The sequence below is a fragment of the Amycolatopsis camponoti genome, assembly GCF_902497555.1.
Classification (GTDB): domain Bacteria; phylum Actinomycetota; class Actinomycetes; order Mycobacteriales; family Pseudonocardiaceae; genus Amycolatopsis; species Amycolatopsis camponoti.
The window spans coordinates 1,506,295-1,521,120 of the sequence record NZ_CABVGP010000003.1; the positions used below are offsets into that span (position 1 = coordinate 1,506,295).

Genomic DNA, 14,826 nt, shown 5'->3' on the forward strand with positions numbered 1-14,826 from the left:
ACTCCCGGCGTCCGGAGCGACCTCATTGCTGCGCTACCGGTTCTCCTGCGCTGGTCCGACAAATATGTGTAACTGATGGTAACGGGTAAACCCCTGTCCTCGCTGTGACTCGTGTCTCGCGTAGGGGTGTCCACCTGCTGGGATCAGGAGTGGGAACGGATCCGCGCCCGCATGGCCTCGAGCCGTTCGGCGAACTCCGGCGAAGCCAGCGACGCGAGCTGCGGCTCGATCTCGACGTCGACGGCGTCGGCGTGCGCGGCCAGCGAGGCGGTCGTCCGGAGGCTGCGCTTGGTGGCCAGCAGCGCCTCCCGCGGCGCGGCGACCGCCGGGGCGGCGAGCTCCAGCGCGGCGTCGATGAGGTCGCCTTCGACGACTTTGAGGGCCAGCCCGGCCCGTACGGCGGCATCGGCGTCGAGCGGCTGCCCGAACAACGTCATCGCCGCGGCCTGCTGGGGGCCGGCCAGGCGTTGCGTCATCCACGTCATCCCGCCGCCGGGGTGCAGCCCGAGCTCGAGGAACCGGGCGACGAACTTGGCGCGCGGCCCGGCGAGCCGGACGTCGGCGGCGAGCGCCAGGTTCAGCCCGGCCCCGACGGCGGCGCCCCCGACCGCGGCGATGGTCGGCAGCGCGCACCGCGCGACGGCGAGGAAGCCCTCGTAGATGGCGCGCAGGCCGGCTTCGTCGGCGCGGCCGAGCGCGGCGAGATCGGCGCCGGCGCAGAAGGCGGGCGGCGTGCCGGTGACGACGACGGCGTGGATCGACTCGTCCTGTTCGGCGGCTTCGACGGCGGCCGCGAGCTGGGCGGAGAGGTCGAGGGTGAGCGCGTTGCGGCTGCCGGGCGCGTCGACGGTCAGCAGCGCGACGCCTCCGGTGTGCTCGCTGACGATGCTGTCGGTCATCGCGTCAGGGTATTAGTGGTGCATGGGGGAATTGCTGGTGGTGCTGGTGGGCAACCTGCTGACGATGATCGACATGACGGAGCTGTTCGGCGGCCGCCGTCGCCGATCCCGGGCTGCGGCCCTCGCGCGCGGCGCGCGAGTCGAGATCCCGTGCGTACTGCGCTTCGAGGAGCTGACGGCCGGTCGCGAACGCCGAGGCAGGCTGGCGGTGGGTGACGGCCCGGTGCGGTGGCTCCCGGTGGGGGGAGAACCGGCGGAGTTCGACCCGGGCGAGCTGACGATGCAGGCGGTCGACCGGCAGGCGGTGACGTTCCACGCGGCGGGCGGCCGCACCGAGCTGCGCCTGCACCCGGACGAGGCACCCCTGGTCCTGCGGGCTCTCGCGAGCTGAGCAGGCCTCCGGCCCCGGTGTCCAGCGTATCGGCGACGGCCGACAGTTCGGCGGCCCCGATGCCCCGGGGCGCGGACCTGTCCACAAGTGCCGCGGCCTGTGGAAGATGCGGCGGCTGTCCCCGGGTGCCGCGGGGCGGTGTGAAAGCGCGCGGACTTGTCCACCTGCGCTGCGGCCGGTGGAAGAAGCGGCGGCTGTCGCCAGGTGCCACGGGGCTGGGCGAAAGCGCGCGGACCTGTCCACAAGTGCCGCGACCTGGGGACCGGTCCCGCGCACCCCGCGCGCATCCGCCCAGAACTGTCGGTACGCGCCGCTAGGCTGGAAGAAGGGGGCCGGAGGCGCGCGCCCGCTCAGCTCTCCGGGGTCGGGGGCCGCTCCAGCAGCCGGGAAAGCACCACCGTCGATACCGTCCGGTCCACGATCTCCAGCCCGCGCAGCCGCTCCAGCGCCGTCTCCAGGTGATGGATGTCCGCCGCTCGCAGGTGGACGATCGCGTCCGCCGCTCCCGATACCGTGTACGCCGCCACCACCTCCGGCAGCGGCTCCAGCCGGGCGCGGATGCGGGCCGGCGTGATGTTGCCCTGGCACGTGACCTCGACGAACGCCTCCGTTCCCCACCCCAGCGCCTCCGGGTCGACCACCGCCGTGAAGCCCCGCAGGATGCCCGTTTCGAGGAGCCGGTCGACCCGCCGCTTCACCGCCGGGGCGGACAGGCCGACCACTTTGCCGATCTCCGCGTAGCTGGAGCGCGCGTTCGCCACGAGGCACGAAACGATTCGCTGGTCGATGGTGTTCACACGCAACACTTAGCACAGATACGCGCAGCGAACAGCGATTGATTGCGATATTAGGCGCCCCTTACCCTACAATCATGCAGGGATCATCGCCAATGCGCGTACCGACCACCCGTCGATACCTGATGTGCCCCCCGCGCCACTTCGCGGTGGACTACGTGATCAACCCCTGGATGGACCCGACCCAGCCGGTCAGCGCCGACGTCGCGATGGCGCAGTGGACCGAGCTGCGCGACACCTACCGCCGCCTCGGCCACACCGTCGAGGAGATCGACGCCCAGCCCGGCCTGCCCGACATGGTCTTCGCCGCGAACTCCGGCACGGTCGTCGACGGCCGCGTGCTCGGCTCCCGGTTCCGCGCGCCGCAGCGCGCCGCCGAGGCCGAGCACTTCCGCCGCTGGTTCGTCGAGCACGGCTACCGCGACATCACCATGCCGGAGAAGATCAACGAGGCCGAGGGCGACTTCGCCTGGACCGGCACCCTGCTGCTGGCCGGCACCGGCTTCCGCACCGACCCGGCCGCGCACGCCGAAGCCCAGGAGGTCCTCGGCGTCCCGGTCGTCTCGCTGCACCTGGTCGACCCGCTGTACTACCACCTCGACACGGCGTTGTTCGTGCTCGCCGAAGCGACGGACACGACGCGCGCGCAGATCGTCTACTACCCGGAGGCGTTCTCGGCCGGCACGCGCCGCGTGCTGGAGCGGCTGTTCCCCGACGCCGTGCGAGCGACGAAAGAAGACGCGGAGTGTTTCGGCCTCAACGGCGTCTCCGATGGCCGCAATGTCGTCCTGCCCGTCGAGGCCACCCGGTTGGGTGAACTCCTCGCCGATCGGGGGTACGAGCCGGTCTACGTCGACATCTCCGAGCTGCGGAAAGCCGGCGGCGGACCCAAGTGCTGCACCCTGGAAATCCGGAAGGGCTGATTTTCGCCGAATCCTGTAACTCACCCGTTTGCCATGGCGATTAATCGAGGTAACAAATCGACTACTCGCGGTGGCAGGCGGTGGGAGTGGTGACGGTGAACCTCGCCCTGCACGGGATCGGGCGGCCGGCGCGTCAGCTCGACCCGGGCGAGAACGAGCGCTGGGTGACGGTCGAGCAGTTCGAGCAGCTGCTCGAGGCCGTCGCCGAGCGCGAAGACGTCCACCTCACGTTCGACGACGGCAACGAGTCGGACGTCGAGATCGCCCTGCCGAGGCTGGTCGACCGCGGGTTGACGGCGGAGTTCTTCCCGCTCGCCGGCCGCCTCGGCCAGCGCGGCTACCTCGAGCGCGGCGGCCTGCGCGAACTCGTGCGCGCGGGGATGGAGATCGGCTCGCACGGCTGGGAGCCACGCGACTGGCGCCACCTCGACGAGCGCCACGCCCGTCGCGAGCTGACCGACGCGCCGAATCTGCTCGGCGACCTGTGCGGACGTCAGGTGCGCCGGTTCTCGCTGCCGTTCGGCGCGTACGACCGCCGGGTGCTGAGCCGGCTGCGGCAGGCGGGCGCGACGCGGGTGTACACGAGCGACGGCGGCGCGGCGAGCCACGACGAGTGGCTGCAGGCGCGGACCGAACTCCGGCACGACCTCGACGGCGACTGGCTGGACGACGTGCTCGTCGCCGGGCAGCGGCGGGCCGGGAACTGGGTGAGCCGCGTGTTCCGGCGCGGTGTCCGTTAAGCCGGATTCCGCTGAGCCGGCCGGTCCCGGCCATCGGCACACCGCCCGGGCCCCGTCCCGCGCCCCGGACTCCGGTGAGCAGCCTTTTCGTCAACTTCGCTCACCTGATGGGAAATTCCCGCACCGCGGGGTCTTGTACGCGCTCTCGCGCGGGTGCATCCTGGTCGCCTCGCCGCCGTAAGGAAAGTTTCCTAACTAAAGGGAGCACCAGGAATGCGGAAACTGATCCTGCTCGCGACCATGGCGCTCGCCGCGGCCGTGATGCCCTCGGCCCTCGCGTCGGCGGCGCAAGCCCCCGCCCCGGCCGCGGCACCCGCGACCACCGCGGCCGCCCCGACCGCGGCCCAGCTGCTCGCCAAGACGAACAGCTGCAAGCAGATCTCCAACGGCAAGTACAAGACCGACGAAGACGTTTCGGCCAAGACCGTCGCCGTCTGCGACGCCAACGGCGCCGTGTTCTGGAAAGCCGACATGGACATCGACTGCGACGGCCAGCGCTCCTCGCAGTGCAACGAGGACACCGACTGCTGCTACCAGGACGACACGGCGTTCCACCAGTCCGACGGCAAGCCGCTCAACGCCGCGAAGCTGCCCTACATCGTGGTGCCCAGCTCGAGCAGCATCTGGAAGTACTCGTCGTCGCAGCTGAAGGGTGGCGGCTCCTGCGCCGTGATCTACAACGGCAAGGTCGAGTACGCGGTCATCGGCGACACCGGGCCGACGCAGATCATCGGTGAAGCCTCCTACGCGACGGCGAAGGACCTCGGCATCAACCCCGACCCGTCCAACGGCGGCACCGACTCCGGTGTGACGTACATCTGCTTCAAGAACTCGACGGTGTCGCCGATCGAGAACCACTCGGCCGCGACGAGCAAGGGTCAGAGTCTCGCGACCACCTTCGTGAACAACAACTGACGCGAGCTTTCCCGGGGGCCGATCCGCATCCGGCGGATCGGCCCCTTCTCGCCACCGCCTGACGACAACCGCGTCGACCGCGTTGCCCACCCACTGCAAGATGCAATTCGACATCCGATTTTCACGGGAAAACCGTTACGCCTAACGGCCTCCTCACGCTTTACCCCGTTCGCCGCCCTCCCGGTAACGATCCAGGGGGCCCGGCCGACCAACTTGAGGGTCGCGCGGAATAGCGGAGGTTTTGGCGTGAGGATCAGTGTCTTCGGGCTCGGTTATGTCGGTTGTGTCTCCGCCGCGTGCCTGGCGGGGCAGGGGCACCGGGTGGTCGGCGTGGACGTCAACCCGGTCAAGATCGACCTCATCACCCAGGGCAAGGCCCCGGTGGTCGAGGAGCGGATCGGCGAGCTGACCGCCGAGGTCGTCGCGAGTGGCGCGCTGAGAGCCACGACCGACGTCGCGGAAGCCGTCGCCGACAGCGAGATCTCGCTGATCTGCGTCGGCACGCCGTCGGCGCCGAACGGCAGCCTCTCGACCGTCTACCTCGAGCGCGTCGCCGAGGAGATCGGCGAGGCGATCGCGAAGAAAAGCGAGCGGCACACCGTCGTCTTCCGCAGCACGATGCTGCCGGGCACCTGCCTGGACCTGCTGATCCCGATCCTGGAGAAGTCCTCGGGCCGCACGGCCGGCGTCGACTTCGGCGTCGCGGTGAACCCCGAGTTCCTGCGCGAGGGCACCAGCGTCCGCGACTTCTTCGACCCGCCGAAGACCGTGATCGGCGAGATCGACGCGGCCAGCGGGGACGCCGTCGCCGGGCTGTACGAGGGGCTGCCCGGCCCGGTCTTCCGCGTGCCGATCCCGGTGGCGGAGATGACGAAGTACGCCGACAACTCCTTCCACGGACTGAAGATCGGGTTCGCGAACGAGCTCGGCGCGGTCTGCCGGGCCCTCGGCCTCGACTCGCACCAGGTGATCGACGTCTTCCTCGCCGACACCAAGCTCAACATCAGCCCGGCCTACCTCAAGCCCGGCTTCGCCTTCGGCGGCTCCTGCCTGCCGAAGGACCTGCGCGGGCTGGTCTACGCCGCGCACCGCGCCGACGTCAGCGTGCCGATCCTGTCGCACGTGCTCGCGTCCAACGCCGACCACCTGCAGCGCGCGTTCGACCTGGTCGCGCGCACCGGCAAGCGCAAGGTCGGGCTGTTCGGGCTCTCGTTCAAGCCGGGCACCGACGACCTGCGCGAGTCGCCGCTGGTCGAATTGGCCGAGAAGCTGCTCGGCAAGGGCTTCGACCTCAAGATCTACGACGCCAACGTCAGCCTCTCGCGGCTGATGGGCGCCAACCGCGAGTACATCGAGGGGCGCCTGCCGCACCTCGGCCAGCTGCTCGCCGGGTCCGTCGAAGAAGTGATGGACCACGCCGACGTCCTGCTCGTCGGCACCAAGGACCCCGACGTCCTGGCGGCCCTGCCGCACGGCGGCGACCGGGAGATCGTCGACCTCGTCCGCCTGCCCGACGCCGAGACGCGTCGCCTTGAAGAGGGATATGCCGGCCTTGCCTGGTAAAGCGCTCATCCTCGTCGAAAACCTGTCCGTCCCCTTCGACCGGCGGGTCTGGCAGGAGTCCACGACCCTGCGCGACGCCGGGTGGGAAGTCCACGTGATCTGCCCGCAGGGCACCAAGCGCGACACCGAGGCCGAGGCCGTCGTCGACGGCGTCCACATCCACCGGTACCCGCTCAAGGCGGCGACCGGCGGCCCGGCCGGCTACCTGCAGGAGTACGGCAGCGCGCTGTGGCACACGCTGCGGCTGGCCCGGAAGGTCGGGCCGGTCGACGTCGTGCACGCCTGCAACCCGCCGGACCTGCTGTACCTGGTCGCGAAGGTGCTGAAGCGCCAGGGCGCGCGGTTCATCTTCGACCAGCACGACCTCTGCCCGGAGCTGTACCTCTCGCGGTTCGACCGCGGGCAGGACCTGCTCTACCGCGGGGTCTGCGCCCTCGAACGCGCCACCTACCGTGCCGCCGACGTCGTCATCTCGACGAACGAGAGCTACAAGCAGGTCGCCCGGATCCGCGGCGGCAAGAAGCCCGAAGACGTCTACGTCGTGCGCAGCGCCCCGGTCGTCGAGCGGTTCCACGAGGTCCCCGTCGAGCCCGAGCTGAAGAAGGGCAAGCCCTTCATGCTCGCCTACCTCGGCGTGATGGGCCCCCAGGACGGCGTCGACTACGCCCTGCGCGCGCTCGCGAAGCTGCGGGACGAGATCGGGCGCACCGACTGGCACGCGGTGTTCGTCGGCTCCGGCGACGCCTTCGACGACATGGTCGAGCTCTCGGCCAAGCTCGGGCTGGCCAACCAGGTCGAGTTCACCGGCCGGATCCCCGACGAGGACCTGGTCCGCTACCTGTCCACCGCCGACGTCTGCCTGTCGCCGGACCCGCTCAACCCGCTGAACGACGTCTCCACGATGAACAAGGTCATGGAGTACATGGCGATGAGCAAGCCGATCGTCTCGTTCGAGCTGCGCGAGGCGCGCGTTTCGGCGGGCGACGCGGCGGTCTACGCCCCGGCGAACGACGAGGCGGCGTTCGCGAAGCTCGTCTCGCAGCTGCTCGACGACCCGGAGGAGCGAGTCCGGATGGGCAAGCTCGGGCAGGCCAGGGTCGCCGGCACGCTCTCGTGGGAGAACTCGGCGAAGAACTTGCTCGCCGCGTATGAGCACGCCGTGAAGTCCTGATCGCCGTTAGGTCAAGAAGTCACCGGACGTGTAACCAAAGCACTCGGCTCGACGACGGATCGGGTAACCGGCCGATCATGTGGATCCGTTCGGCGTACCCGTCTCAGGAATGGAGATACCGCCGTTGACTGACGACACGGTGCGCCTGGCCCTGATCGGGCAGGTCCTCCGCAGACGCTGGCGGCTGCTCGTCGCCCTCGCCGTCCTGGGCGCGGCCGTCGGCGCCGGCGCGTCGGTGCTCTTCTCGCCCGGCTACCAGACCTCCTCGAGCGTTCTGCTCCAGGGACCGCGGCAGGCGGACGAGCTGCTCACCCAGGCCGAGGTCGCGACCAGCTCGGTCGTCTTCGACCGCGCCGCGGCCGTGCTGCCGTGGCACCCGAGCGGCGCCGACCTGAAGAAGCAGGTCACCGCGTCCGTCGCGAACGGCAACGTCGTGACGATCACCGTCTCGGCCGACACCGCCGAGCACGCCCAGCAGCTCGCCGACCAGGTCGCGCAGCAGTTCGTGAAGTACTCGGGCCAGCTGGCCAGCAACTCCGCGGACGCGTCGGTGCAGCTGGCCCAGGAACAGCGCGAGTCGCTGCGCCAGCAGGTCCAGCTGACCACGCAGAAGATCAGCGACCTCGCCAAGACCGTCGGCGGTGACCTGACCGTGGAGAGCGTCCAGGTCCGCACGCAGCTCGAAGGCCTGCGGACGTCGCTGGAGCAGGCGATCAACGACCTCAACCAGGCCGACCTCGCGACCGGCGTCGGCAACACCGTGGTGCTCGGTCCGTCCGAGCGCCCGGCCGGGCCGGCCGCGCCGACGCTGGTGCAGCTCGTCGCCGGGGGCGCGGTCCTGTTCTTCCTCGCCGGCGTGTTCGGCCACCTCTTCGCCGCGCGCGCCGACCGGCGGCTGCGGGGCGAACCGGAGATCGCCTCGGCGCTCGGCTCGCCGATCCTGGCCGGCGTCGACGTCACGACGCCGCAGGGCGACCGCCTCCCGGCGACCGGCCTCTACGGCAAGCTGCGGCGGCTGCTCGGCGGCGACCGGCCGTGGGTGCTGCCGCCCATCGCGACGTCGGCCGACGCCGTCAACCGCGACATCCGCTACCGCCGGGTGCTGGCCCGGCTGGCCACCGGCCCCGCCGACGTCCTGGCGCTCGTCGCCGAGGACGACGAAACCGGCAAGCTGGCCGCCGGGCAGCTCGCCGAGCTGGCCGACCGGCTGTCCGTGCCGCTGCGGATCTTCGAGTTCGCGGCCGGCCGGCCGACGGTGCCGGACGCCGGCCCCGACGCCGGTGTCCTGGTCGTGCTCAGCGCCGGCTCCCGCACCGCGTGGGAGCTCGTCCGGCTCGCCGAGGCCTGCTCCGACGCGGGCCAGGAGATCGTCGGCGCGGTCCTCTCCCATCCCGTCCGGTCGTCCGGGCCGGAAGCCGAACCCGTGGCGGAAGACGCCCCCGAGAAAGCCCTGGCAGGTTCGGCGTGACGACTACCTCCGAAACTCAGGCCGCACCGCTGGTCGACCTCCAGCGCCTGTTCGTCGCGATCCGCCGTCGCAAGCGGCTGTGGCTGGCCACGGCGCTGCTCGGGCTGATCGCCGGGGCACTGGTGGCGATCCTGCTGCCCGCGCCGCCGACCGCGGTCACCAAGGTGATCGTGGTCCACCAGGACGACTCGCCGACCGACAGCGGCACGCTGATGCGCACCGACGTCGCCGTGCTGTCGACGACGCAGATCGCCGAAGGCGCGCTGAAGAAGCTGGGCAGCACCGAGTCGGCCGAAGAGTTCATGAAGAACTACGCCGGCCTGCCCGTGACGAACAACGTCATGCAGATCACCGTCAAGGCGAAGAGCAACGAAGAGGCCGTGGCGCAGGCACAGGCGCTGGCCGACGCGTTCATCGCCGACCACGTCCAGCGCAGCCAGGCCGCCGCGGCCGCGGAGTCGAAGGCCATCCTCGACCAGCGGAAGAACGCCCAGGACGAGCTGGCGAAGGTCGACGCGCAGATCGCCGACGAGACCGGCAAGGGCCGCAACGCCAACGCCAGCACCCTCGAAGGCATGTACGGCCGCCGTGCCGCCCTCGCGTCGCAGGTGTCGGACTTCGACTCCCGCGCCCAGCAGGCCGGCATCGGCAGTCCGCAGGTCGCCGCGGGCACCCAGATCGTCGACGCGCCGCGGGCGCTGCCCAAGGCGTTCCTCAAGACCACCGCGACGAACTCCGGCATCGGCTTCGCGCTCGGCCTGGTCCTGGGGATCGCGATCGCCGCCATCGGCGCGGTGTCGCGCGACCGGCCGGTGCTGCGCCGCGAGATCTCCACGCACCTCGGCGCGTCCGTGATCGCGCAGCTGCCGTCGAAGCGCCGTGGCCCGGCGCGGCTGTGGCAGCGCTCGCGCGCGGTGTCCGAACGCCAGCGCGTCGCCACGACGCTGGTGCGCGCGATCAAGAAGGACGAGCCCCGGGTGTCGCTGCTGGAGCTCGGCGCACCGAAGGTCGCCGCCGCGCTCGCCCTCGACATCGCCACCGAGCTCGCCGCCGACGGCAAGGCGAGCGTCCTCGACGACCTGCCGGGCGAAGACGTCCGACGGCTCGCCGGTGAGACGTCGAGCGAGATCACCGTCGTCGGCGCCGGTGATCCGGCCGCCGAGCCGGCCGAGCGGCGGATCGGCGTCGGCACGGTCTCGCCGGGCACGGCGTGGACGGACCTGGAGCACCTCGGCCGGGAGACCGTGCTGGTCGTCAAGGCCGGGCACGCGAACACGCTGTGGCTGCACACCGTCGCCCGGCAGCTCGCCGACCAGCAGATCCCGATCGTCGGCGTGGTGCTGGTCGACCCGGACCCGCGCGACAAGTCCGACGGCACGCTGTGGGACGGCCTGCACACAGCGCTGCGCGGCCGCGCGAAGTCGGCGCCGTCCGCCCACCGCGTCTCGGTCGTCGAGCACGAAGAACGCATCGACGAACTGGCCGCCCGCATCGCCGAACGCGTCGCGGTCGCGGAACCGCCGACGCGGCGGATCGCGCCGGTCCGGCCGGTCGGCCCGCCGCCGGCGCTGGCCAAGCCGCCCGCGGCACCGCTGCCGGAGCCCGGCAAGGTCAGTGTGCCGGACCACCTGGACGCACCGACGAAGAAGTTCGCCCCGGTCAAGCCGCCGAAGCGGCCGACGCCGTTCAAGCGCGACCACGGCGAACCGGCGCACAAAGGCGAACTGAACGCCGAGCTCGAGTCAGAAAAGAGCGCTGTGATAAGCGGGGCTTCGCCCCGAGCCGGGGGCTTCGCCACCCAGACCCCCGAAAAGAGCGCGGAGGTCTCCTGACCACCGCGCCGCGACGAAGGGGACCCACTCGAGATGTGCGGCATCGCAGGCACCTACCTCTGGCCGGACGGCGGGCAGCTCACCGACCGGCTGACCAAGACGCTGGCCCACCGCGGGCCGGATGGCTCCGGCCGCTACGACCACGCCGTCGGCGGCGGCTCCGTCCACTTGGGACACCGGCGGCTCTCGATCATCGACCTGTCCGAGACCGGCGCCCAGCCGATGGTCCTCGACGGGCTCGCGCTGAGCTACAACGGCGAGCTGTACAACGCGCCTGAACTGCGGGCTGAGCTTTCCGCGGCCGGCGTCCGGTTCCGGGGGACGTCCGACACCGAGGTGCTGCTGCAGGCGTGGCGGCGCTGGGGCACGGACTGCCTGCCGAAGCTGCGCGGGATGTTCGCCTTCGCGATGTTCGAGGAAGGCACCGGCGAGCTGTTCCTGGTCCGCGACCAGCTGGGCATCAAGCCGCTGTTCTTCGTGCCGCGGGGCGGCGGCGTCGCCTTCGCCTCCGAGCTGAAGGCGCTGGCCGGTGAGCTGGGTGGGTCGCTGCAGGTCGACAACGCCGCGCTGATCGCGTCCCTGCTCTACTACTGGGTGCCGGACAGCCGCTGCGCCTACCAGGGTGCGGAGAAACTGCAGCCGGGCACGTGGCTGCGCTGCCGCCCGGACGGTCGGATCGACCGCGGCCGGTTCTGGTCACTGCGCGAGGTCGCCGAGGAAGGTGCGGCCTTCGACGGCGAGGTCGACCTGCACGAGGTGATCTCCGAGTCGACCGCCAAGCACCTGCTCTCCGACGTCCCGGTCGCGACGTTCCTCTCGGGCGGCCTGGATTCCAGCTACCTGACGGCGCTGGCCGCGCGGTCGCAGCCGGGGATCTCCGCCTACACCATCGGGTTCCGCGCCGAGGACGCGAAGTTCGAGGCCATGCCGGACGACCTGAAGTACGCCCGGATCGTGGCGCAGCAGTTCGGCGTCGACCTGCACGAGATCGAGATCGCGCCGCAGGTGCTCGACCTGCTGCCGAAGATGACCTACCACCTCGACGAGCCGATCGGCGACCCGGCGGCGATCAACTCGTTCCTCATCTGCTCGGCCGCGCGCGAGGCCGGCGTCAAGGTGATGCTGTCCGGGATGGGCGCCGACGAGCTGTTCGCGGGCTACCGCAAGCACCTCGCGAACCTGATCGCGCTGCGCTACCACAAGGTGCCGGGCGCGGTCCGCAAGCCGGTCGAGTCCCTGGTCGACCGGCTGCCGGTGGCCTCGGCCAAGCGAGGGTACCGGTCGGTGCGGTTCGCGAAGCGGTTCCTGTCCTTCGCGGGCCTGCCCGAGGAGACGGCGTTCCGGCGCAGCTACACGATGTACGACCAGGCCGAGCTGCTCTCGCTGGTGAACCCGGACTTCGCTCCCGCGGTCGAGGACGTCCTGACCGAGCACGCGGACACCTACAACGACCAGGCGCTCGACGACTTCGTCAACCGCATGTGCCTGGCCGACTCGAGGATGTTCCTGCCCGGGCTGAACCTGACCTACACCGACCGTTCGACGATGGCGGCGTCCACCGAGGTGCGGACCCCGTTCGTCGACGTCGAAGTCGTGCGCGCGGCGTTCAAGATCCCGGGTGACAAGAAGATCGTCGGCCGCGCGGGCAAGGTGGCGCTGAAGAACGCGGCGCTGAACATCCTGCCCAGCGAGATCGTGCACCGGCCGAAGGGCCTGTTCAGCGCGCCGCTGCGGGCGTGGATGAGCCGCGACCTGGCGCCGCTGGTGCGCGAAGTCGTCAACGAAGGCGTGCTCGTTTCCTCGGGATTCCTGCAGCGGGAGGCGCTGCAGCGCATGGTCGCCGAGGACGCGGCCGGCCAGGAGGACCGCGGCAAGCACCTCTGGCACGTCTTGACTCTTGAGTATTGGTACCGGAACGCGATGTCTGGAGCGGGAGCGAAGTGAAGCAGGTAGTCCAGAACTACAAGAGCGGGGAACTGGCGCTCCTCGAGGTCCCCGAACCCGCCTGCAAGGCCGGCGGCGTGCTGGTGCGGACGGTGTACTCGCTGATCTCGACCGGCACCGAGATGATGAAGGTGTCCGAGGCCAGCATGTCCCTGGTGGGCAAGGCGAAGGCCCGCCCGGACCAGGTCGCGAAGGTCATGCAGAGCGTCGCGACCAACGGCCTCTCCGCGACCTACCGCAAGGTGACGTCCAAACTGGACTCCTACACCCCGCTCGGCTACTCGCTGTGCGGCATCGTCGAGCAGGTCGGCGACGGCATCACCGACGTCGCGGTCGGCGATCTCGTGGCCTGCGCGGGCAACGAGCACGCGCTGCACTCCGAGCTCAACTGGGTACCCAAGAACCTCTACTCGCGCGTCCCGGCCGGCGTCGACCCGCGGCACGCGGCGTTCGGCACCGTCGGGTCGATCGCCATGCAGGGCGTGCGCCGCGGCGAGCCGCAGATCGGCGACGTCGCCCTGGTCATCGGGCTCGGCCTGATCGGCCAGCTCGTGGTGCAGCTGCTGACGTCGTCCGGCGTGCGCGTCGTCGGCGTCGACCCCGACCCCGAGCGCTGCAAGCTCGCCGAGAGCCTCGGCGCGCTGACCTGCGCGCACCCGGCGTCCGGCATCGTCGACACCGCCGTGGACGAGCTGACGCACGGCGCGGGCGTCGACCAGACCTACCTCGCCGCCGGCGGCAACACGAACGACCCGGTGGAGCTGGCCGCGAAGCTCTCGCGCGACCGCGGCCGCGTGATCGACATCGGCAAGTGCAAGCTCGACCTGCCGTGGAACGCCTACTACGAGAAGGAACTGGACGTCCGGTTCTCCCGCTCGTACGGCCCGGGCCGCTACGACCCGTCGTACGAGCTCGAAGGCCGTGACTACCCGATCGGCCAGGTCCGCTGGACCGAGCGCCGCAACCTCGAGTGCGTCATCGACCTGATCGCGCGCGACCGCCTCGACGTCGAGCCGCTGATCACGCACGTCGCGGACTTCTCCTCCGCGGTCGAGACGTACAAGTCCTTGAACGAGGGTGAGCTCAAGGCCGTCGCTGTGCTGTTCCGCTACCCGGACGCGGTCGCACGCACGGAGCCCGTGGTCACGTCCGCCCGCGTCGGCCTGGTCTCGACCCCGGCCGCCGGGCTGCCCGCCGGGCAGCCCGTGCGCCTGGGCTTCATCGGCGCGGGCAACTACGCGTCGTCGATGCTGCTGCCGCACCTGGTCGAGCGTTCGGACGTGCGGCTCGAGCACGTCGCGACGACGTCGGCCCTGTCGGGCGCCAACGCGAAGCGCAAGTTCGGCTTCGCCGCGGCGTCCACGGACATCGACAACGTCCTCGGCGACTCGTCGATCGACGCGGTGTTCGTCGTGACCCGGCACAGCTCGCACGCCGAGCTGACGCGTCAGGCGCTGCTGGCGGGCAAGTCGGTGTTCGTCGAGAAGCCGCTGGCGCTGTCCCCCGAGGAGCTGCAGAAGGTCCTCGACGCGATCGAGGAGTCCGGCAACGACCGCCTGCAGGTCGGCTTCAACCGCCGGTTCGCGCCACTGCTGCACGAGGCCCGTGGCCAGTTCGGCCCGCGCGTCGGCCCGGCGACGGTCCGGTACCTGGTCAACGCCGGCCGCCTCGACCACGGCAGCTGGTACAACCAGACCGCCACCGAGGGCTCGCGCTTCGCCGGTGAAGGCGGGCACTTCATCGACACCGTGAGCTGGCTGCTCGACGCCGACCCCGTGTCGGTGTACGCGACGGGCGACCTCCAGGTGACGCTCGGGTACGAGGACGGCTCGACCGCGGTCATCACCTACGCCGAGACCGGCTCCTCCGGCTTCCCGAAGGAGACCCTCGACCTCACCGCCGACGGCAAGGTCCTGAAGTTCGACGACTTCGTGCGCGCGTCGGTGTACTCGCGCAAGAAGTGGGCCAGCTCGCGGATCCCGAAGGGCCGCGACAAGGGCCAGGCCGCCGAGGTCGACGCGTTCCTGTCGGCGGTGCGGACGGGCGGCCCGATGCCGATCTCGGTCGCCTCGATGGCCGCGACGACGCTGGCCACGCTCGCCGCACAGGCGAGCGTCTCCAACGCGGCGCCGGTCCGGATCGAGCTGCCGGTCAAGGCGGGTGCGCCGGCATGACGAATGTGGCGC

General features: G+C 70.8%; 12 protein-coding genes. 10 read left to right on the forward strand and 2 right to left on the reverse strand.

Translation table 11 applies throughout. The features are described from left to right. Positions 1-143: 143 nt before the first annotated feature. A complete protein-coding gene (locus tag AA23TX_RS43775) occupies positions 144-899 on the reverse strand; it encodes an enoyl-CoA hydratase (protein ID WP_155548790.1) in 756 nt (251 codons plus the stop codon). 22 nt (positions 900-921) lie between these two features. Here AA23TX_RS43775 and AA23TX_RS43780 point away from each other — a divergent pair, with 22 nt between their 5' ends. Continuing rightward, entirely contained in the window at positions 922-1,290 is a 369-nt protein-coding gene (locus tag AA23TX_RS43780; RefSeq protein WP_155548791.1) for a hypothetical protein, read from the forward strand. Positions 1,291-1,640: 350 nt separating this feature from the next. On the opposite strand, the gene AA23TX_RS43785 is transcribed toward AA23TX_RS43780, so the two are convergent. Beyond that, complete coding sequence (locus tag AA23TX_RS43785) at positions 1,641-2,087, reverse strand: Lrp/AsnC family transcriptional regulator (protein WP_155548792.1); 447 nt, start codon at positions 2,085-2,087, stop codon at positions 1,641-1,643. A 92-nt stretch (positions 2,088-2,179) separates the two neighbouring features. On the opposite strand from AA23TX_RS43785, the gene ddaH reads away from it, so the two are divergent. The 9 genes from ddaH (at position 2,180) to AA23TX_RS43830 (ending at position 14,814) form a co-directional block, all read left to right on the forward strand. Continuing rightward, positions 2,180-3,007: a dimethylargininase gene (gene ddaH, locus AA23TX_RS43790; RefSeq protein WP_338422546.1), complete on the forward strand. Its 828-nt coding sequence runs from the start codon at positions 2,180-2,182 to the stop codon at positions 3,005-3,007. A gap of 80 nt (positions 3,008-3,087) precedes the next feature. Further along, complete coding sequence (locus AA23TX_RS43795) at positions 3,088-3,747, forward strand: polysaccharide deacetylase family protein (protein ID WP_155548794.1); 660 nt, start codon at positions 3,088-3,090, stop codon at positions 3,745-3,747. A 213-nt stretch (positions 3,748-3,960) separates the two neighbouring features. After that, positions 3,961-4,662, forward strand: a complete 702-nt coding sequence (locus tag AA23TX_RS43800) for a glycoside hydrolase family 75 protein (protein ID WP_155548795.1) — start codon at positions 3,961-3,963, stop codon at positions 4,660-4,662. Positions 4,663-4,908: 246 nt separating this feature from the next. Continuing rightward, on the forward strand, positions 4,909-6,225 hold the full coding sequence (locus AA23TX_RS43805; protein ID WP_155548796.1) for a nucleotide sugar dehydrogenase: 1,317 nt from the start codon (positions 4,909-4,911) through the stop codon (positions 6,223-6,225). Next, positions 6,206-7,396 (forward strand): glycosyltransferase family 4 protein, encoded by a 1,191-nt coding sequence (locus tag AA23TX_RS43810; RefSeq protein ID WP_155548797.1) that lies wholly within the window; start codon positions 6,206-6,208, stop codon positions 7,394-7,396. Before AA23TX_RS43805 ends, AA23TX_RS43810 begins: the two co-directional genes overlap by 20 nt. Before the next feature lie 109 nt (positions 7,397-7,505). After that, complete coding sequence (locus AA23TX_RS43815; protein WP_196425866.1) at positions 7,506-8,864, forward strand: exopolysaccharide biosynthesis protein; 1,359 nt, start codon at positions 7,506-7,508, stop codon at positions 8,862-8,864. After that, positions 8,861-10,696, forward strand: a complete 1,836-nt coding sequence (locus AA23TX_RS43820) for a Wzz/FepE/Etk N-terminal domain-containing protein (protein WP_155548799.1) — start codon at positions 8,861-8,863, stop codon at positions 10,694-10,696. The genes AA23TX_RS43815 and AA23TX_RS43820 overlap by 4 nt, the downstream gene beginning before the upstream one ends. Before the next feature lie 33 nt (positions 10,697-10,729). Next, the gene (asnB, locus tag AA23TX_RS43825; protein ID WP_155548800.1) at positions 10,730-12,640 is read left to right on the forward strand and encodes an asparagine synthase (glutamine-hydrolyzing); all 1,911 of its coding nucleotides are present in this window, start codon (positions 10,730-10,732) and stop codon (positions 12,638-12,640) included. Continuing rightward, positions 12,637-14,814, forward strand: a complete 2,178-nt coding sequence (locus tag AA23TX_RS43830) for a bi-domain-containing oxidoreductase (RefSeq protein ID WP_155548801.1) — start codon at positions 12,637-12,639, stop codon at positions 14,812-14,814. The genes asnB and AA23TX_RS43830 overlap by 4 nt, the downstream gene beginning before the upstream one ends. Positions 14,815-14,826: the final 12 nt, after the last annotated feature.